The sequence below is a fragment of the Butyrivibrio fibrisolvens genome, from assembly GCF_037113525.1.
Taxonomy (GTDB): Bacteria; Bacillota; Clostridia; order Lachnospirales; family Lachnospiraceae; genus Butyrivibrio; species Butyrivibrio fibrisolvens.
Map to the genome: position 1 here is coordinate 4,636,028 of NZ_CP146963.1, position 21,505 is coordinate 4,657,532.

Annotated in this window: 11 protein-coding genes and 1 pseudogene; 4 read left to right on the forward strand and 8 right to left on the reverse strand. The window is 39.2% G+C overall.

Annotation, left to right across the window (positions count from 1 at the left end; translation table 11 throughout):
* Window positions 1–5: 5 nt before the first annotated feature.
* Window positions 6–1,391: an ATP-binding protein gene (locus WAA20_RS19750; RefSeq protein ID WP_081373916.1), complete on the reverse strand. Its 1,386-nt coding sequence runs from the start codon at window positions 1,389–1,391 to the stop codon at window positions 6–8.
* 537 nt (window positions 1,392–1,928) lie between these two features.
* Between WAA20_RS19750 and WAA20_RS19755 the strand changes: the two genes are divergently transcribed.
* The 4 genes from WAA20_RS19755 to WAA20_RS19770 all read left to right on the forward strand — a co-directional run bounded on the left by WAA20_RS19755 (window position 1,929) and on the right by WAA20_RS19770 (window position 8,567).
* Entirely contained in the window at window positions 1,929–2,468 is a 540-nt protein-coding gene (locus tag WAA20_RS19755; protein WP_139263818.1) for a hypothetical protein, read from the forward strand.
* Window positions 2,469–2,626: 158 nt separating this feature from the next.
* Window positions 2,627–4,273, forward strand: a complete 1,647-nt coding sequence (locus tag WAA20_RS19760; protein ID WP_073389182.1) for a hypothetical protein — start codon at window positions 2,627–2,629, stop codon at window positions 4,271–4,273.
* Window positions 4,274–4,334: 61 nt separating this feature from the next.
* Window positions 4,335–6,011 carry a hypothetical protein gene (locus tag WAA20_RS19765; protein WP_073389180.1) on the forward strand — a complete coding sequence of 559 codons (1,677 nt, stop codon included), beginning with the start codon at window positions 4,335–4,337 and terminating at the stop codon, window positions 6,009–6,011.
* A gap of 90 nt (window positions 6,012–6,101) precedes the next feature.
* On the forward strand, window positions 6,102–8,567 hold the full coding sequence (locus tag WAA20_RS19770) for a DEAD/DEAH box helicase (protein WP_073389179.1): 2,466 nt from the start codon (window positions 6,102–6,104) through the stop codon (window positions 8,565–8,567).
* 153 nt (window positions 8,568–8,720) lie between these two features.
* Here the strand turns inward: WAA20_RS19770 and WAA20_RS19775 are convergent, their stop codons facing one another.
* The 7 genes and pseudogenes from WAA20_RS19775 to WAA20_RS19805 form a co-directional block, all read right to left on the reverse strand.
* Entirely contained in the window at window positions 8,721–9,122 is a 402-nt protein-coding gene (locus WAA20_RS19775) for a hypothetical protein (protein ID WP_073389177.1), read from the reverse strand.
* Window positions 9,123–9,250: 128 nt separating this feature from the next.
* The gene (gene leuS / locus WAA20_RS19780; RefSeq protein WP_345786449.1) at window positions 9,251–11,677 is read right to left on the reverse strand and encodes a leucine--tRNA ligase; all 2,427 of its coding nucleotides are present in this window, start codon (window positions 11,675–11,677) and stop codon (window positions 9,251–9,253) included.
* 341 nt (window positions 11,678–12,018) lie between these two features.
* The gene (locus WAA20_RS19785; protein WP_338802771.1) at window positions 12,019–13,374 is read right to left on the reverse strand and encodes an ATP-binding cassette domain-containing protein; all 1,356 of its coding nucleotides are present in this window, start codon (window positions 13,372–13,374) and stop codon (window positions 12,019–12,021) included.
* Window positions 13,375–16,449: pseudogene (locus WAA20_RS19790) on the reverse strand (ABC transporter transmembrane domain-containing protein); the annotation flags it as partial. It abuts the gene before it with no gap.
* 782 nt (window positions 16,450–17,231) lie between these two features.
* Entirely contained in the window at window positions 17,232–18,611 is a 1,380-nt protein-coding gene (locus WAA20_RS19795; protein WP_073389380.1) for a PhoH family protein, read from the reverse strand.
* A 426-nt stretch (window positions 18,612–19,037) separates the two neighbouring features.
* The gene (locus WAA20_RS19800) at window positions 19,038–20,795 is read right to left on the reverse strand and encodes a zinc ribbon domain-containing protein (protein WP_167562753.1); all 1,758 of its coding nucleotides are present in this window, start codon (window positions 20,793–20,795) and stop codon (window positions 19,038–19,040) included.
* 48 nt (window positions 20,796–20,843) lie between these two features.
* Complete coding sequence (locus tag WAA20_RS19805) at window positions 20,844–21,458, reverse strand: LytTR family transcriptional regulator DNA-binding domain-containing protein (RefSeq protein WP_167562752.1); 615 nt, start codon at window positions 21,456–21,458, stop codon at window positions 20,844–20,846.
* Window positions 21,459–21,505: the final 47 nt, after the last annotated feature.

The window sequence follows — 21,505 nt, forward strand, 5'->3', positions numbered from 1 at the left end:
TAACCTCACAGCCTGAACTCCGCATAATTCCCCGGCTCATCTGGCTTCTGTCCACCATCTATACGAAGTCCGGAAGTTACATCGTCTTCCTGCTGTGCAAGCTCATCTTTTGCATAGCTGAACTCATCAGATGAAAGAAGCGTTTCTACATTTATATCGGGACGCTGGTAAAGGATATCAAGAAGCTCTATGAAATCCCTTATAACTTCTCTTGGTGTTATATGCGAATCTGCCCCGATCCTTCCATACTCTATCCTTATGAAAACAGCAAGATCGTTGTCTGACAGATTGTTCTCATATCCATAAAGCTGCGAGTGAATCTCGCAAAGCTTACCGCACAGTACCAGCATCTCTTCTGCTGTAAGAGGTTCAAGTCTTATAACAGGTGCCAGCATATCCCTTGCGCCCTCTTTGGAGAACTTACCATCAGCAAGTCTTGAACGAAGAGCTTCGTAGCTGTAGACACCTCTTCTTGGATCCTCAATGGATTGAGGCGTTCCGCACATGATAAAGCCAAGATATCTGGCCTTACCCTGAAGAGTATCATTGTACATGGTCAGCATCTTCTCATAGTTGTATTGTCTTGTTATTGAATTGGGAATCTTATAGATATTAACAAGCTCATCTATCATGATCATCATTCCGGTATAACCCGCCTGCTGCAAGAACCTTGCAAAAAGCTTCATATATTCATACCAGTCATCATCCGTGATCACGATGTTAACTCCAAGCTCTGCCTTGGCTTCAGTCTTATTGATATACTCTCCCCTCAGCCATTTAATTACTTTCGCCTTGGTATCCTCATCTCCGTCTATGTATGATCTGTAATACATAGTAAGTAGCTTTGCAAAGTCGAAACCGTGAACCAGCTCGTTCATAGAGGAGATCACTGCAAAGATTTTTTTCTCAACTTCTATGGAAAAAGAATCTGAGTCAGGCATGATACCTTCAGCTACAACCTGAGATTGAACATTCTGGATCCACTTATCTAATATGAGAGTCAGCGCTCCGCCTTCAGGCCTTGTCTTGGTGGACATGTTCTGGATGAGTTCTTTGTAGGTAGCAAGGCCCTGGCCCTTGTTACCATGAAGTCTTCTGTCAGGTGAAAGGTCGGCATCTACTACTACAAAACCCTTATCCATGACATAGTTTCGTATTGTCTGAAGAAGGAAACTCTTACCGCTTCCATACTTACCATTAATAAATCTGAATGATGCACCACCATCTGCAATGATATCCACATCATGAAGAAGTGCGTCTATCTCGTTTTTACGTCCAACAGTAATATAAGGAAGTCCTATACGCGGTACTACACCGCCCTTAAGCGACTGTATAACTGTGCTTGCTATTCTTTTTGGGATCTTTCTTGTTGTATTATTTTTGTTTTCCATTTTAATGCTTTACCTTTTTTGAGTGCTTTTTCTGTGAAAATGTGATAATATTGAAACTCGTGCGTTTTGCAATATGCCAAAAATAATTTTCTATCTTGACTGAAATACTATGTTTATAGAAAATATACAATTGGTATACATGCTAAACGCCTACAAATTTAATATTGAAAAAACTTATCGTTAAACAGTTAATCATTTGACATTTGCGCGATAAAACGATAAGTGATATCATTTGATTACGACTAAAAGCTAATGTTATAACGATAATTATCCGATATAACATTGTAGGCTAATTACAGACATTTGGCTATTACCTACTACTGACATCTTGGGAAATTGACTTATATTGAAAGGAGGAATAATATGTCCAAATATTCCTGTGCTGTATCCAAAAAAACGTTTATCAAATTCCTGGCACTAGCCCTTTTAGTGCTCTCTATTTGGAGTCCGCTACGGTCCTATGCTGATGGGTCCCCTGTCTCCAAATGCAGTTCTACTGTCAAAGATTCTACTGTTACTACCTATTCTACATACTACTTGAGTTTTATTCCAGCGGCTCTTCAGGATATTTATGTTGCAGATGGTGGTAATATTCGTGTATATGCAGAAAACGATCCACTTCCTGAGATAGATACCTCCGGCTGGACTAATGTCGGCAATATCATAGGCTATTTTGAATGGAGCAGCGGTCCACTTATCATGCTCAGTACTAAGCCTGTAGAGAGACCCAAAGCCTGTGTAACTGACCAGGCCCAGATTTCCATATGCCATGAATTCGGCCATTATATCACAATTAAATCCAATATGCTCCGTGGAATATCCACTGATTACAGGATTTCTGCTGAATTTGAGGCTGCCTTTAATGCAGAGAAAAACAATTATACCCTTTCTTCCTGCAAGCTTCCATCAGGATATAAGAAAAACATAAGCCGTGCCGCTGCATCTGTAGAGTTTTATGCGACTATCTTTGCAGGTCTTATGCTGTATCCTGAGGATACAATGGCTACATTCCCCACATGCTCTGCGCTTGTGCTTGACGACATGAACTACATCATTAACAATGCTGGTGTTAAATGATGACCTCTTTTGTAACCGCCTTCGGGCGGTTATTTTTTGGAAAAAAACCTGTTTTACGTAATTCTAATATATGTCCAAAGATAATTATTTTCTAAATTCTCTATGTTATAATCTCTTTTATGAAAAAAGTGGGATTTTAAATTGGAGGATTTTGTTTTTTGGATACGAAAAAAGTTTTATGGGGAATTGTAATATTTCTTTTGTCACTCGTTGTTATCTATAAAATTTGTAATATCTTTATTACCCCGGTAGATCCATTATATCCATTAGATGCAATCTATGAATATGATGACCAGGAAATATCTGTAAGGAAGCTTTTTGAGGCATCTTATGAAGATATCCATTATTCAGCTTATTGGTCTGTTACTGGATCGTATAGTGAAAGGACTGAATCTTATCATTCTTCTTATAGAGCACCAGGTTCATCACCATATGAAATACTCAATAAATCTATCAATATCAAATATGACCATTACTATAAAGATGAAGATAATGTGTTGGGAATATTGGATGGAGAATGTATTGAACCTTATTATGAGTTTACGTGTTATGGCGATCTCGACGAACAAAGCACAATCTCAACTTACAGTTATTATGTGGGAATAATCAATGGATATAAAAAAACAGCTTACGGATACTCTGGTCATGAATGTAGTGAACGTTTTGAAGTTGATAAAATTCTTATGCCTAACTTAGATAATTTGACAAAAGTTGCAATTTATTTTGATGGATCAGTAGATGAGCAGGGACATTTTGTAGTGAAATTTGTAGGAAATAAACTTCCTTGTATTGCACCTGCTTTTGGGGGTGATGGTTCACGCTCTCCTTTTAATGAAGCTGAATATACATTTGATGCCCAAACAAGAAAGCTTGTTAAGGTTACGCTTAAATATGAATATTCACATGGAGGATGTAATGGACCTTTTTCAGTAGAGAGTATATGTTTGGAACTGACAATTAATGATTTAGCCTATGGTGATTACGAAATACCAGATGTTCCCAATATGGTATGCGATAATTCTATCCTAAGTGGTGCTCTTACAGGAGAAGGAACATTTAAACCAAGCTCTGTTATTAGAAACGATGCTTCTGAAAAGAGCAGCCTTTCAAGTACTATTTCAAATATTTGGCAAAATGCTGTTTCCTCAATACCAAAAGAGTCATGTACCGTTGATGAGATTTCAGAAAGTCTTTCATATAATGCTATTGAATACGGTATGAACATTGTAAAAAAAGACTATTATATGAATAGATATGAGAACGCTATTTACATAAGATATCTCATAACCCAGGATGAAAATGAAATAGGCTATATTTTAATGCCGCTTACAGTCTATAGTGCCCAGCTTTGCAACGAAAACAATATATTAATATTTGCTGGTGATGAATTATTTGCATGGGAAGATGGAACCATATGGATAAATCACAGGATTACCTCAAGTATTACTACAGATACATACTACAGGTTATACACAGATGGTATATTAAAGCTTGATCATAGAATTACCAGAGAATCAGCTTTTTCAAGACTCTCAAAAACAGAAGAACTCTCCCTGTTTTCATATGGAGATTTTTCAGAATTACATAGATTTGTAAAAGAGCATTCTGACTCAGGTTATACTAGAATGGATAAGTATGAAATTCGAGAAAATGGATATTTTAATACTTATTATGTAGTAGAGAACACAACATATTCAAAGCATCTTTCAGAAGAATATGATCTGACATTTTTATCTAGTGACTATGCTACTGAACTAACAGAAGACAATAGAGAAGAAAAAGATGCTACGTGGATTAATTTCTGATGAAAAAGTTGGATTTTTAGAGGATGATCTTCTCTAAAAAATTTATTGGGGGACAATTAATATGAAATCAAAGATTATTAGCAGGCTGATCCTGATAGCAATCATAGCCTGTGCTGTCTATTTTAGCTATCCAAAGATTCGCCAATATATCTGGAACAATCAGCATCCGCTTGATGTGACATATGAATATGATGGTCAGGAAATCTCGGTTAGAAAGCTCTTCGAAGCATCTAATGAGAATGTTCACTATGCAAGCCATCTGAATATTAGTGGAAAATATTCATATTCCAGAAGTAAAGATCTTGTTTCTACAGTAAATCTTGGTGATAAAAAAGAATATTTCGACATGGGTACTTCCAGTAGCAGTTCATCAACCAGTTATGAATATAAAAGATTATACATAGATAAAGATAATTATTTATGGACAATCAGTGGAAGTAATAGTGATTCTGAGCGTACCGATTATAGTTTGGCACTGTTCGATGATCTGTCTACATCGTCATCATCATCTTTCAAGTATTATAAGGGAATGTTAGATGGACAAGAATATACAGCATCTGAGTATTCTGATGGCAGCAAATCAGGATTATACATAAACGTTGAAAAAATACTGGCTCCGGATCTTAACAACATGAAAGATACGACTGTATATTTTTATGGTACTCCGGATGCCTCAGGACGATTTAAAGTTACTTTTACAGGGGAAAAACTTTACTGTATTTCAGAGGCCTTTGGAGAGGGTTCGACAAGTTCTAATGGATTTACTGAGATAATATATTCGTTTGATGCTAAAACTAAAAATCTGTTAAGTGTTTCTTTAAACGGAAACAGTGAACACGAAACCTATAACGGCACTAGTAAAGAAAGCAAAACTCTTGATTTTATAATAACCAATATCTCATTTGATGCCTGTGACAGCATAGAACTTCCTAACATAGTCTGTGAGAATTCTCAGCTCAATGGTGCATTATCGGGAGATATACTAATACAGCCAAGCCCCATGCTTAATACAGAAATGTCCTACGATAGCGATGTATCAGATACAATCACAAGCATCTGGGAAGATGCTATTGATGCTTTTCCAGATGGTGCATGTACCATTTCCGATCTGTCAAGCAGTCTTTTGGATAATGCAAAAGAGCTTGGACTTGATCTTATTACAGATGGATATGTTGTAAACGAGCAGGAAAATGGAGTTTTGATCAAATTCTCTATTAGCAGGGATGAAGCTGTACTTGGAAGCATTGTTATGCCAATAGTGGTATCTGACGAAGCACTCAGCAATGATAACAATCTTCTAATATCTATTTATGACCAGGTGACTGTGGATAACAGAGGAAGTATACGTGTTTATCACACCATTTCAGATAGCTTAACGTCAGTTACATGCTACAAAGTTAATAATGGAAGTTTTAATTTTTCCTACAGCATTCTTAAAGAAGCTAAGATATCAAATCTTCAAAATGATAAAGAACTTGCATTATTCGCAGGTGCTGATTCTGAGAATCTTAAAACATTTGCAGGCGATTATAAACAGGCAGAATATGCGTCAATAGAAAAATATGTTATTGAAGAAAAAGGCGATGTATACGGCTATTATGTCATCGAAGATGAAAGTCATCCTGATGAGTATGGTACTATCTATGAGCTCCCATTCAAATCCAAGGATGCAGTCGAAGAAAAAACAGGTGATAATAGAAACGATACTGTTGTCGAGTGGATAAAGTTTGATGAATAATAGTAAAATAGAGAAAAATAGTTTCTTACATATTTTTCTCTATTTTTTTACTATTAACCATTTGTATCACATGCCATAAGAGGACGAATCATGGATGTTTTTGACAGATATGCTCCGTTTGTTCAGGACTTTATCTATAGGAATAACTGGGAGTCGCTTCGCGCTATTCAGGTAGCTGCAGGCGATGCCATTTTTAATACAGAAGATAATCTGCTTCTGTGTGCTTCTACTGCTTCGGGTAAGACGGAGGCAGCTTTTTTCCCAATACTGACTTTATTTAATGAAGATCCGCCAGCATCTGTTGGGGCGCTGTATATAGGGCCTTTGAAGGCTCTTATCAACGACCAGTTTTCTAGGCTTAACGATCTGTGCGCGGAAGCTGATATTCCTGTCTGGCACTGGCACGGCGATGTTAATCAGTCTCATAAGAATAAGCTGTTAAAAAAGCCTTCAGGTATCCTTCAGATAACTCCTGAATCTCTTGAAGCTCTTATGCTTCATAAGCATGGAGATATTGCAAGGCTTTTTGGCGACCTTAGATTTATCGTGGTTGATGAAGTCCATTCTCTTATGAGGGGTGATCGCGGAGGTCAGACTCTCTGTCTTATGGAGAGGTTATCCCGCATGGCAGGGGTTAATCCGAGGCGTATAGGACTTTCTGCTACAATTGGAGATCTCGAACAGACCGGAAGATTCTTATCCTCAGGAACAGGACGCGGCTGCGTTATACCGAAGATTGAAGACAAGGGCCAGGTATGGCGACTTTCTATGGAGCATTTCTATATTCAGGGGCCTCAGGCTGGGGAAGCTGCGACGAAGTCAAAGAGAGCTCAGCAGATGGAAGCTGAGGGCGATATTATTGATGCGGATGTGGTGAGCGCAACTAAGGCTACATCAACAAATGGTATTGATTCAGATTTTGAAGGTAATGTTCATGTTTCTGATACATACCAACATTCTTCTGATAAATATGAAAATATATCCTCTTCTAAAAATGATATAAAAACTCTTCCATATATTTCACCGGCTACGGATGAAGCGCCCAAGGCTGCTGATCCCGGTATGGGTTATATCTTTGAACACACAAGAGGTAAGAAGTGTCTTGTGTTCTGCAACTCAAGAGAGGAAGCCGAGGCTGTTACCACAACCTTAAGGCAGTACTGCGAAGCAAAGCATGAGCCTGAAAGGTTCCTGATCCACCATGGCAATCTGTCTGTATCCTACAGGCAGACCGCAGAGGAAGCCATGAAGGATGAAGAGTCTTATCTTACTACTGTTACAACTTCTACTCTTGAACTTGGAATTGATATTGGAAGACTTGAGCGTGCATTTCAGATGGATGCTCCTTTTACTGTGTCTTCTTTTCTTCAGAGAATGGGACGAACAGGAAGGCGTGATGATCCGCCGGAGATGTGGTTTGTAATGCGTGAGGATGAGCCGGAAGCAAGAGCTATGCTCCCTGAGACTATTCCGTGGAAGCTGCTTCAGGGTATCGCCCTTGTTCAGGTATATATCGAAGAGCGCTGGGTTGAGCCGCCTGTCCTTGACAGACTCCCCTACTCTCTTCTCTACCACCAGACCATGTCTACGCTTGCATCAGGCGGCGAGATGACTCCCGGAGAGCTGGCAGGAAGAGTGTTGTCACTATCCTATTTTCACAGAGTATCTCAGGATGATTATAAGATCCTGCTTCGTCACCTTATTGAGATCGACCATATCCAGCAGACAGAAAGAGGCGGTCTTATCGTAGGTCTTAAGGGCGAGCGCATCACGAACTCATACAAGTTTTATGCGGTATTTCAGGAGAATGTTGAGTACACAGTAAGGTGCGAGTCACAGGAACTTGGCACTCTCTGCGCTCCGCCTCCTATCGGGGAAAAGATCGCTATCGCAGGCAGAACCTGGGTCGTAGAAGATGTAGATCATAAGAGACACAACGTGTATTGTCAGATGGTCAAAGGACAGGTGCCTGCTTACTTTGGCGAATGTCCCGGCGATATACATACACATATTTTAGAGAGAATGAAGAAAGTTCTTCTTGAAGATAAGGGCTACCCTTATCTTATGCCTAATGCAGTGAACAGACTTGCTCTTGGAAGAAAAAGCGCAAGAGCTGCAGGCATTACTGATAACCCTCTTATATCACTTGGCGGGAATATGTGGGCTTTGTTCCCATGGCTTGGAAGTTATTCCTTCCTTGCACTGGAGAGATTTTTAAAGATAAAGTGCGCGCCTTTCCTCGCACTTAAAGGCCTTGATTCATCACGCCCTTATTTCATTCAGTTTACTATGAAAGCTGACAGGAATACTTTCTTTGAAGTTGTCTGCGATATGGCAGATGAGCCGCTTGATGCTATGGAGCTTCTATATCCAAAGGAAGTGCCTGTATTTGAAAAATATGATGATATCCTTCCGGAAGAACTTGTCAGAAGAGGCTTTGCTTATGCTGTCCTTAATAAAGAGGAGATGCTGGACAGAGTAAGATCTTGGAGGATATTTATTCAGGAAAAGATTCACGGTGGAGAAAATAGTAAGATTACAGATGACAGGCTATAAATAGTGATTCTTAATATTGGTGTAATTGCTAATATATATTTACTCAAATTTCCAAGACTCTATTACTACATTTTTGAATCTATGTTTCAAGCTATGTAGTAATAGAGTTTTCTAAATTTGATTAATTATGAATGAGATAATACTTTAGTTATCCTATAACAATTCTTTTATTGAAGGGTCGATGCTCGCATCGTCATCTTTTGGTCTTGGTTTTAATTTGAAGCCAAGATTTTGAATAACCTCAAACACTCTTTCGTAAAGGTAATCATACGGCATCAAAGAACCACCACAGTTATATACCGTTATATCCATTTTAAAATCAGACTCTTTGATAAGTACTGTACTTCCGACATAGTTACTCTTATTAAAACTGTATCGTTCAAAACACAGCATAATGCATTTGTGGTCATCAGAAATATCAGAACATGCTACCTCGTATTTACGTAATTGAAAACGCTTTTTTGCCAGAACACCTTCTTTGATCGTAAGGGCTGTTTCAATAGCATTTTCACATAACGTATCTTTATAGAATCTATAAACGTTTTCGCTTTCCATTTTAACCTCATGTCGCGAGTAATTTATGGTTTAATATTGGCGTAGCTCGCGGTACCAATTTGTGAATTTAATCTTTAAAAAATCAGGCACCCTTAAGTTTGTAATAGGGTGCCTGAATAATAATGATCTTATTTAACTACGATGTTAAGGATCTTACCTTTAACATAGATTACCTTTACAACATTCTTTCCTTCGATGAACTTGTTAACAGAGTCGATTGCTTTAGCTTTCTCAAGTGCGCTCTCCTGAGTATCGTCATCTGTAAGTCCTACAACGCCTCTGACTTTACCGTTAACCTGAACACCGATCTCGATAACGTCTTCTTTGCAAAGAGCCTCTTCATATGTAGGCCATGCTTCGTAAGCGATTGTTTCGTTATGTCCAAGGAGGCTCCAGAGCTCTTCACCTGCATGAGGACATACGCATGAGAACATCTTTACGAATCCTTCAGCGTAGGCCTTAGGACATGTTCCCTTAGTTGCCTCGTTCATGAAGATCATCATCTGAGCAATAGCTGTGTTGAAACCAAGTGTCTCAAAGTCGTGTGTGATCTTACGAACAGACTGGTGATAAAGTCTTGTAAGTCTGTCAGCATCGTTTTCAGAGATGTTATCAGGATTGGAGAAATAGTTCCAAACCTTGTTAACGAATCTTCTTGCACCTTCTACACCCTGATCAGACCAAGGCTTGGAAGCTTCAAGTGCACCCATGAACATCTCGTAAAGACGAAGTGTATCTGCGCCATACTTATCTACGATATCACTTGGGTTAACAACGAATTCAGGGAATCTCTTACCCATCTTGATACCGTTTGATCCAAGGATCATACCCTGGTGTACGAGCTTCTTGAAAGGCTCGCTTACTGGAGAAAGACCTTTCTTGTAAAGGTACTTGTTCCAGATTCTTGAATACATAAGGTGTCCTACAGCATGCTCAGGTCCGCCAACATAAAGGTCAACAGGGAGCCAGTGCTTAAGGAGTTCCTGATTAGCAAACTCTTCTTTGTTATCAGGATCGATATATCTGAAATAGTACCAGGAAGATCCTGCAGATCCAGGCATTGTAGAGGTTTCTCTTGTTCCCTTTACGCCATTGTGATCATAGTTCTTCCAATCTGTAGCATTATCAAGAGGTGCTTTACCGTTTTTGCCCTTGTAATCTTCAAGTACAGGAAGCTCAAGAGGAAGTTCATCATCATCAAGTACGTGGATTGAGCCGTCCTCAAGATATACGATAGGCATTGGCTCACCCCAGTAACGCTGACGAGCGAAGATCCATTCACGGAATCTGTAATTAACAGTTCTTCTTGCAACGCCCATCTTTACAAGCTTATCTGTGATAGCTTCTTTTGCTTCTTCAACAGTGAGGCCGTTGAACTCTTCTGAATTCATGAGCTTGCAGCCCTTGCCAAGATAGTCGCCCTTTTCGAAAGCGTGCTCTGATACGTCGCCGCCGTCGATAACCTGGATCCTTGGTATGTTGTGAACCTCAGAATACTCAAAGTCTCTCTGGTCATGACTTGGTACTGCCATTACAGCACCTGTTCCGTATCCGCCAAGTACGAAGTCACCGATGAATACAGGGACTTCTTTGCCATTAACAGGGTTTATTGCATGGATTCCCTTAAGCTCGCAACCTGACTTAGTCTTGTTGAGCTCAGTTCTGTCCATTTCAGTCTTTTTAAGAGTCTCAGCGATATAAGCTTCAACCTCTTCTTTATTCTCAATTCTTGGCATAAGCTCCTGAACAGTCTGTCCGTCTGGAGCAAGTACCATGAATGTGATACCGTAGATTGTCTCGATACATGTTGTATAGATGGAGAAATCTCCACCGCCTACGATCTTGAAATCAACCTCAACACCTTCAGATCTGCCGATCCAGTTCTTCTGAATCTCCTTGGTAGACTGTGGCCAGTCGATCTCATCAAGTCCAGAAAGGAGCTCTTCTGCAAATGCCTGCTGGTCGATAACCCACTGCTTCATGTTCTTACGAACTACAGGATATCCGCCACGCTCTGACTTTCCATCGATAACTTCGTCATTGGAAAGAACTGTTCCGAGCTCTTCACACCAGTTAACCGGCATATCTACATACTTTGCATATCCGTCAAGGTAGAGCTGCTTGAAGATCCACTGTGTCCAGTGATAGAAAGAAGGATCAGATGTCTTAACCATCTTGGACCAGTCATAGTCAAAGCCCAGCTCTTTGAGCTGACCTGTGAAGGTCTCAATATTTTTTTCTGTAAATCCGTTGGGGTGATTACCTGTTGATACAGCGTACTGCTCAGCCGGAAGTCCGAAGGAATCGTATCCCATTGGGTGAAGGACGTTGTATCCCTGCATTCTCTTCATACGGGATACGATATCTGTTGCTGTATATCCTTCAGGATGTCCTGCGTGAAGACCTACACCTGATGGATACGGGAACATATCAAGTACGTAGTATTTAGGCTTGGAAAAGTCCCATACATCTGTTTTGAAAGTTTCATGTTCGTCCCAATATTTCTGCCACTTGGGCTCAATGGCTTTTGGATTGTATTCCATTTCGATCTCCATTCCGGCAAAGGCGCTATTACTGTAAGCAGCATCAGCCCCCAGCACTTATTAATCTAATAAAAAGCCTCGGAAGATGATGCGATTTCCAAGGCATTAAAAACTGTGGTAATTGTAGCAAATTAAAGCTTTACTGTCAAAAAATATCAGTGTTTTCACATAGCTGACAATCTTTTTTCTGTAGGTACATAATATGGACTTTCAGGATCAACATCGTATGTTTCATAGAATATGTCGAACTGACCAAGGATATAGTTTATTCTCTCTTTGCATGGCAAATGTATATGACATTTGAAACAAATAGAAAAAAGGAGAAGCACAAATGAACATGCTTCTCCTTGCGTTTATTCAAAGCTATACACATTATCAGCTACTGCCATAGTCGAATCTCTGTGAGATACGATTATGATGGTCTTATCTCCTGCTGTTTCTTTGAGAGACTTAAGGATTATTCCTTCGTTTAAGCTGTCGAGGTTGCTGGTAGGTTCATCAAGAAGGACTATGTCTGCATCGTTAAGGAATGCTCTTGCTATTCCAATTCTCTGACGCTCTCCGCCTGATAAGGTATCGCCAAGTTCTCCAACTTTGGTGTTGTACCCATCAGGAAGGCTCATGATGAATTCGTGGAGCGATGCTTTCTTGGCAGCATCCTCAACTTCTTCCATGGTTGCTGATGGCTTTGCTACTTTAATGTTTGCAGCTATTGTGTCATGGAAGATGTAGGTATCCTGAGTTACGTAAGCTTCAAGGCTTCTTAAACTCTTTGTTCTTACTTCTTTTATGTCTTTGGATCTTTCTTTATCCTCAGCGTTTGGAAGAAGTGAATCAATTCGCTCTTTTAAGGTCATGCGCTTTTGCTTTTCAATCTTTTCAGCTTCAACGGCTGCTTTCTTTCTGGCTTCTTCTTTTTGACGAGCTAGTGCTCTTGATTTTTCAAGGAAAGCGTTCTCTCGCTCCTTTTGAACTCGTATCTTTTCCTTCTCAGCAGCCTGCATGGCTTTGAGCATTTCTATAGCAGACATCGGCTTTGGTGGTTCGGGTTCTTTAGGAGTATCATCGGCGCTTTCGGGCTCTGCTGTGGTGGTATCAGATTTTGATCCATTGCCCGATGTTGATTTATTGTCTGATGGAGTTTTATTTCCTGCCTTATTGTTTGCTGATATTTTATTTTCTGAAACTGTATTTTCTTTAGAATCAGTATTGCCATCTTTTTTAGAAGAATCAGCTTTTTCTTCCTGTGAATCTGCTTTCTCTTTTTCCAAAGTAGTAGGATCCGTTTCATTTGCGATCATCCTTACGCTTCCGCTGTCAGCGTCCCAGAATCTCATAAGGAGTTTTAGAAGCGTTGACTTACCGCAGCCTGAAGGCCCGTGGATTCCGATGATTCTACCTTCAGGAAATCCTATGGTAAGGTCATTTAAAACAGGCTCTCCCTCGTAGGCAAAAGAAAGATTTTCTGTATAGATGTTCTCGACTTTGGGATAGAGCTTTTGGCCGCTTGTATTTTCCTTGACCACAGGAGCTTCTTCAAGTAGAGAAATGACTCTTTCGGCGCTGGCCAGTGTCTGATTGAGGTTATTGGACAGATTGGAAAGAGCTATTACTGGTCCAAAAGAACTCATAATTGCAACCACTGCTACCATCGTCTTACTAATGTTCTCAAAGTCATTGGCTCCCGCGATTAAGACTGCAAGAAGCATGATCCAGGTTGCGATCTGAATTGTCACGCCTGTTATAGCGCTAGTGTCACCCTGGTATCCTGAGAGAACCTTCTGGATAGCAGTAAGAGATGTGGATCTATCCTTGATCTCTTTTTGACGAGATTCTCCATTTCCAAACTGGATCGTCTCATCAAGTCCTCTCATGCTTTCAAGAGCGTATGAATTAAGATCTCCAAAACGCTGCCTGTACTTCATGCCTATCTGGGCGCCGCGCTTTGAACTTATAACAGGGATCACAATACCTACACCTATATAGGAAAAAAGAGCTATGATTCCTGCTATAGGATAAATCGTCCATTCAAAAACGACCATGATGATAGTCATGATGGCAGCGATCACTACAGGTGATATGGTGTGGGCATAAAACACTTCAAGAAGCTCTATGTCTGATGTCAGGATCGCGATTATGTTGCCCTTGTCATGGCCTTCGAGTTTGGCAGGGGACAGTTTTCTTAATGCTTTAAATACATTGTGTCTTATGATCGCAAGGAGCTTAAATGCTATGAAGTGGTTACAGTACTGCTCTCCATAGTGGAGCAAGCCTCTTAATACTGCCATTATCACAAGTGTCCATGCAGCAGCTTTGGTGAATGTTATAACAGAAGTACCACCTGCTATAGCTGCGCTTCCTTTTAGAATCATAGCAGCTTTTATTGTAAGGAATATAGCGCATATAAATCCAAGTACGCCAAGCGTGATTGCAAGGAGCATAACTGGAAGAAGTGCCTTTATGAGGACTATTAGCTTTAACATCAGGCTGATAGCGCTTCGCCTTTTTTGTTCAGTTCCTTTATCAGAAGAGTTTTTTGAGTCAATACTAATAGAAACATTCTTATCATTATTAGTATTATCGCTGTTATTGGTATTATTTGTATCCTTTAATGCTCCGGGGATTACAGAATTGATTTCTTCTGTAGCACTAGTTTCTGTATTGTTTATCTCAATATTTTTTTCTTCAGAATTAGCCTTTTCTTTATCATTACTTAATTCTTCTTTTGTAATGACCTTTGCAGCTGCTCCTTCATCATTCGTGTTGGCTGCAATGACCTTGGAAGATTGTTGCGCCCCCGATTTATGAACCGGCATTTCATCAGTCTTACATTTTCCGCCGTTATAGTTCTCAAGTTTTTGTTGCGCATTATAAAGAAGTGAGTAGCTTCCAAAATGCCCCATAAGTTCCTTGTGGGTTCCGCTCTCTGCTATAACGCCGTCTTTTAACATAATGATTTTGTCTGCATCCTGAGCGTTAGCCAGCCTGTGGGTGATCATGATGACTGTATGATCTTTTGCGATCTCTTTTATTGTATTCAGAATTATTTCTTCAGACTCGGCATCTATGTTGGATGTAGCTTCGTCGAATATGTAGATGTTGGTCTCATGAAGAAGAGCTCTGGCTATGGCAAGTCTTTGCCTTTGTCCACCAGATATGTTTGACGCACCTTCTGTCAAGTGGTAATCAAGTATGCTTTCATTGGTGACTTTCTTTGCATCAGAGTCATTTTTAACTTCTTTATCTGTAATATTGTTTTCATCGAATACTTGATCAGTTGTATCTGACTGATCTTTTAATGCTGATTCATTAAGCGCTGTCAGATTGACCTTTTTAAGAGCCTCAAGCATCTTTTCATCAGAAATATTCTCACCTGCTATGGCAAGATTTTCTCTGATAGTTCCCTTAAATAGAAAAGCCCCTGACGATACGAGAGTTATATTTTTAAACAGCTCATCTTCTTTGATGGTAGAAACTTCAACATCTCCGATCTTTAATGATCCGCTGTAGCTCTTTTGCCTGCCTATAAGAAGTGACGCTATGGTACTCTTACCACTTCCGGACACGCCTGCGATAGCCGTGAAGCTTCCTTTGGAAATCTCCATGGACACGCCCTTAAGGACAGCCTTCTTTTCTTTTTGCCTATTGATAAGCCCGATATCATCCGGATTGCCGGAGGGGCTAAGCGATGTATCAGTGGTATCAGCTTCTTCTAATTTACAATCCTTGTCGTAGGAAAAGAAAACCTTGTCAAAGGTGATCGTTCCTGCTCCTTCAGGGAAGTCTTCCGTACCTTTTTCAGGCTCTTTAAGATCAAGCAGTGCAAAGATCTTGTCGCTTGCTGCCATTCCGTTCATTGCAACATGAAAATATGAGCCAAGACGTCTCATCGGAAGGAAGAATTCTGCTGCGAGAAGTACTATGATAAGTGCGCCTGCAAGTGATATATGTGATTTAGAATATTCTGATAGGGCGATGATTATGCCTACTGCTGCTCCGCCATATGCCATGATATCCATGACACTGGTAGAATTAAGCTGCATAGTCAGAACCTTCATCGTGATATTCCTAAAGTGCTCTGATTCTGCGTCCATCTTATCAGCAGCTTCTTTATCACTTTGATAGATTTTGAGAGTTGTAAGCCCCTGGATATTATCAAGGAAGCTATCACCAAGATTTGCATATATGCCCCAGTATTTGGAAAGAAGCTTTTTTGCAATTTTTTGAACTACTACTATTGATATTGGAATAAGCGGAACGAATATAAGAAGAATTGTTGCAGCCTTAAAACTTATAAAAGCGACAACAACAAAAAGAATCACAGGCGAAATCATCGCATAAAAAAGCTGCGACAGATACAGCCCAAAATAAGTTTCCAGCTGGTCTACACCATCTGTCATGAGCTGCGTTATCTCACCTGTTGAAACCTTCTCTCTATAGGAAGATCCAAGAGACAGAAGTTTTGAATAAATCTTTTGCCTAAGTATACTTTTTACATCTGCACTCGCCATAAAAGCGCTTTCGTATTCCTTCTTATCAAAGAAGAATCTAAGTCCTATACAGATAATGGCAGGAATTATATATTTGATATACGCCTTGGCGCTGATATCAACTTCGCTTCCTGATATTATTAGAGAACTTGATGTGACAACATCCGCTAGAATATTAGAAATGCAGATCACAATTACGATCTGACTTATAAGTGATAATACTTTCCATACAACTTGCTCTTTAATAAACTTAACAGCATCTGCCAAAAGTTCTATCAGTCTTTTCTTGATCATTTCAGTCCCCCACACCCTATTGATGACATATATATTTAATTCAAACTTCCGAATTTATATTGAAAATCCAATAGTTGCTTCTACTATGTTTTACTTATATAACGCTCTAAAAATAATAAGGCAATCTACTAATCTATCTATTCTACTGTGCGGTCACTTGATTAAATGGGAAGTTTTAAAGATATATTAACCCTATAACATATATAATACCGATATTTTCTAGTGTTCGCAATTACAATAACTATTTAACTAAGCTTCTGCTTACAAATATACTCATGACTTTTTGTCACTTCGTTCCAAAAGTCATGTAAATAGGCCAATTGAGAACACCTTCGGTGCCTAGCCTATTTACCTACCGATTCACTTTCTTACGCAATCCGCAGTAAATGCGGATTGCTGATTCAAAGTTGCGAAAACATATACTATATACCATTGTACATTTGCAATAACGATAGCTTGAATCTTCCTGGGGGTGGTAGTTTATAAATGATTATTGAGTCTTTCAAAAGTATTCGTAAATTCAAGAGCGTAATAGCAATAATCTTATATTTTGTTTGGAATCCACATGTTTGAGCGAAGCGAGTTTGGATTCCAAAATATAAGATTATTGCTATGAAGCCTTGAATTAGAATACTTTTGACGACTCAATAACCATTTATAAACTACCACCCCCAGGAAGATTCCCCTATCCCCACCAACACAAAATGCGCCCGCATCGTCAGACACGGGCGCGATTTGAAATGATCGAATGCTGCTACTCAGAGCAGTAAGTATTTACTTTTTTAGAGTCTCTTGATCGCATCCATTGCAAGCATGGAGCGTTCGCACTCTTCTGCAGACAACGTCAGCTGCCAGCAGTATGGACTGTTCTTCATGCATTTAGCTGCATAGGACAGACCGTTAGTTCTTTTATCAAGGAAAGGTTTATCAATCTGATTAGGATCTCCAAGAAGTATGATCTTGGTATCTTTACCTGCTCTTGTGATAATACCCTTTGCCTGATTAGGTGTCATGTTCTGTGCTTCATCGATTATGAGGTAGGTTTTGGCAATGGATCTTCCTCTTATGAAGTTCAGAGCTTCTGTCTGTATGATGCCACGATCGAAGATCTCTGCTATCTTGTCAGAGAGCTGTTCTTCATCTCCGTAGCGCTGCTCATCATCTGAATCAAGGATCTGTTCCAGGTTATCGATTATGGGCCTCATGAGAGGTGCTATCTTTTCCTGCTCATCACCCGGAAGGAAACCTATGTCATCGTCAAACTGAGCGTTGGGACGACATACTATGATCCTTCTGTATTCACCTGTTACGTTGTTGAATACCTTTTCAAGTCCGACTGCAAGTGAGTAGAAAGTCTTGGCTGTTCCTGCCATACCTTTTATGATGACAAGGGGTGCTTCCTGAGCACTTGCCATTAAGGCTTCCTGCATGAAGTACTGGCCTACGTTTCTTGGAGTAACTCCATAAGGTTTACACTTTTTATACTTAAGTGGTACAACCTTGCCTGCCCGTACTCGACCAAGCAGTGACTTTCTGTCAGACTGGTCAGGCTTTAATATTACAAATTCATTTTCATGGAAAGTAAGTTCGATTCTATTTCCCTGTTCATCTGTATCATACAGACATTCAACAGGTATCCCGTCTTTTTTGAAACTATCGATTTCTTCTTCTGGAACGAATACCTCATTTCGTCCTGTGTAGAGTTCATCTTCATCTGTGATCTGCTCTGTTGTGAAGTCTTCGGCTTTTATACCAATTATATGAGCTTTGATCCTCAGAAGAAGATCTTTGGTTACCAGAATTATCTGATCGCCTTTTTTCTTTTCATCCACAAGTCCTTTACAAACCTGGAGGATTCTGTTGTCTGCCTTGTCATCAGGCAGATCTTCCGGAAGTTCTACGCTTACACAGTTCTTTTCTACGCGAACGCTTCCGCCGCTTTTTAAATCAACCCCTTTCAGTAGATCTCCTGTCATCCTGAGATTTTCAAGATAACGAACTGCTGCTCTTGCATTAGCTCCTTTCTCACCATCTGCATTCTTGAGTCTGTCGAGCTCTTCGAGTACGACCAGTGGAAGGACGAGGTTATTGTCCTCGAAGCATTCCAACGCGTACGGAGCCTGAATCAGGACATTTGTGTCGATTACATAAGTCTTCTTCATACGTGCAGATTCCTCCAATCTCCCTATTCTCAGAAGAAAAACGCCCCCTTGAAAAGCGCAAAAGGCATGACGCAGGAGAACCCTGCATCATGCCTTTGACTGAAATTGCATTCTATTAGATAGATCTGCAAATGTTTTCTTCTTCACCATATTTTTATTATAAACAATACTTTTATGTGTGACAAGCCGTTAATTTGTATTTGGAATATTTTTTTACACTATATATGGTGGTTTTTGGAATGCATTCCAATTTACACCACAAGTTAATAATATTCCAAAATTCACCAGTTCTTTGCTTGTTACATAATTAAAATACTTTTAGAGGATAATTTGAAAAAATCTTTTCATATAAAAACTTCGTACATATAAAAAATCATCTATATCCGAACTATCTACAAATGATCTTTATATGTACGAAGTTTATTTTTAGTATATATATGTACTTAGAGGAATTGAGGTTTCATACTTGTTGCCTACTTCATAATAGTAGGTACCATCAGCAATTTTCTCAACTTCATTTGTTTCAGCGCTGTAGTAATAAAGGGCTTTATCTTTAGTATAAACAGCGCCTTTGCCTGTGATCATTATGTTTTCAACCATCGTCTCAACTCTTGAAAGATATTTGTCGTTATCTCTTATATAGATGTCATATATGCTTGAGCTGGTATCATAATCAAGCAAATTTACTAAAAAGAAATATGCATTATCATCCATGACGGGGGTTGTTTTCACGTAAACAGATGTTTGGGAAGGAACGCTATGCATCATCAGCTTATAAGTACCGTCGCCTGATATATACAGGTTTCTTGTCTTTTCACCCGCAGCATAGAATAAATAATTGGTTGAATATGATCCGGATACACATGCGTTGTAAGCGACCATCTGGATGTTAGAAATTTCTTTCCCATATGCTACATCGCATAGATATACGCAGCTTACACTGTCTTCATTTAATGCCTGGATCAGGATCTTGCCTTCGTCTATTGCAACTTGTGCGTTTAGTACCTTGGTAAAAGGAGATTCAAATACTTCAGATGTGCCTGTTGTGTAATATTGGGTATCATTCTTCTTTTCATCATCAGGTTCATAATAATTAAAGAAAGTTACATATTCAGTAGTTGTTCTAGCAAGATCAATTTCGCCAAGTTCTGTTATCGTACCATTATCATATGAAAAAAGATCATACGTATAATCATCCTCGTAGTGCTCACCTTTTTTGGTATATGTAATATGTGTTATGTCATCTGTGAAATAGGTTTCATCAATATTATTTACATCTTCGTCTATTTTGGTGGTTTTAATTCCATCATCAGTTATCTCGGACATACACATATCAAGACTATTTGTTTTATTATTAATATTTTTGGTATATACAAGCTTATTGTATTTTCCTACCGGAATTGATGCATCATCATCGATAATACTAAGCTTTTGGGTAGCTGAATCGTAATGGTACACATCGTATCCGGAACCAATATACATACTGGTTGAACTTTTTTTCTTACCTTCTTTGAGGGTTAAAAGAATATGAGAGCTTCCATAGTTATAGATGCAGTTTACGTCTGATATGCCATCTATATCCATAAGATATTCGTTGCCGTAATCTGAATAGAAGTACAACTCTTCGTCAACATTCTGATACAGGACTCCATTATCTCTTCCGGATGGAACATAATATTCGCTGACATCTTTGGCTATCAGTGTGGATCTTTTTCTGGTCTCATCTGCATCACTTGTTATGTCTTCTGTCTTTACGCTATATAATGAACCGCAAACCTCGGTCTTTTTTTCTTCCATATCTGCTATGTAGAATATGGTCGATGTATCCGGGCTGAAAGTCGATAGATATATGAAAGAACACTCATCTACAAGTTCTTCGTCTTCTGTACCAAGCACATATGGATCTGAATCATCCGTGATATCAGGATCAACATATATTACGCCATCAGTGCAATAGGTGATTCCATTTAAGTACTTATATTCGATTGAAGGCTTTTCTTCTTCATTGTGGGAGCTGTAAATTCTGTATCCGATAAAAGAGGCTAATATAACAAATGAAAGAACCAGAGCAAGAATAACTTTTTTAGCCTTGCCTTTGGTCTTCTTGATCTGTACAGGCTGGCCGCAATTCGGACAGAATTTGATGTTATCAGGTATTTCTCTTTGGCAGTTAGTGCAGTTCATGTGAGTCTCCATGCTGCTAGTTACGTATGCAGCTTATGACGATAAAATTTAGCACGCCATGGCATTTTTTAAAAATACGTCGCAGGCGCTTTGTATTTCATTTAATTTGTCTCTTGAAGCTTTAACGGTATATTCATAATTGCCTGATGATAACTGGACTTCTAAATTATTGATATTATATCCTACGATCAGGCTTTTGTTGATAAGTGCATCTCTTCTACACCTGTATAACATTGTAGCAAAAATCTCTTCGATTTCGGAAATACTTAAACTGGAAAAATACTCTCCTCTGGTTGTCAGGATTTTTTGAAGGCGTTTTCCGGATGACTTATCAGTTTCAATGCTTATTATTTCTTCACCGCTTATAAGAGTAATATTATTTCTATCCAGCTTTGACTGAATGCTTTTTCGATGATCTTTAAGTTCGTCCGGCTGATAGCTGTCCAGATACTCTTTTATGTTGTTCATCGCAATTTCTATATCGATTATTACTTTAAGCGCAGTTTTTGAATCTATATCTATTGTGACCAGAAGTTCTGGGAAAAGACCTGGTCTGAAAAATAAATTATGATCAATTTTGGAATATGCAAATAAAAGCATAGGGAGATGAGGAAAGTCCTTCTTTATATTCTTGTATATTTCAAGCTCCTTCTCATCTTCCAAATAAAAGCAGCAATAATCAACTCTGGTAGTTGGTTCGTTAAGGCTCT

Coding starts and splice junctions, on each gene's coding strand:
- WAA20_RS19785 (WP_338802771.1), bottom strand. CDS start 13,374: ATGCTTCTTGCAGTCTTAATCGCGGGAGCCAATGACTTTGAGAACATT.
- WAA20_RS19750 (WP_081373916.1), bottom strand. CDS start 1,391: ATGGAAAACAAAAATAATACAACAAGAAAGATCCCAAAAAGAATAGCA.
- leuS (WP_345786449.1), bottom strand. CDS start 11,677: ATGGAGATCGAAATGGAATACAATCCAAAAGCCATTGAGCCCAAGTGG.
- WAA20_RS19795 (WP_073389380.1), bottom strand. CDS start 18,611: ATGAAGAAGACTTATGTAATCGACACAAATGTCCTGATTCAGGCTCCG.
- WAA20_RS19775 (WP_073389177.1), bottom strand. CDS start 9,122: ATGGAAAGCGAAAACGTTTATAGATTCTATAAAGATACGTTATGTGAA.
- WAA20_RS19765 (WP_073389180.1), top strand. CDS start 4,335: ATGAAATCAAAGATTATTAGCAGGCTGATCCTGATAGCAATCATAGCC.
- WAA20_RS19800 (WP_167562753.1), bottom strand. CDS start 20,795: ATGAACTGCACTAACTGCCAAAGAGAAATACCTGATAACATCAAATTC.
- WAA20_RS19770 (WP_073389179.1), top strand. CDS start 6,102: ATGGATGTTTTTGACAGATATGCTCCGTTTGTTCAGGACTTTATCTAT.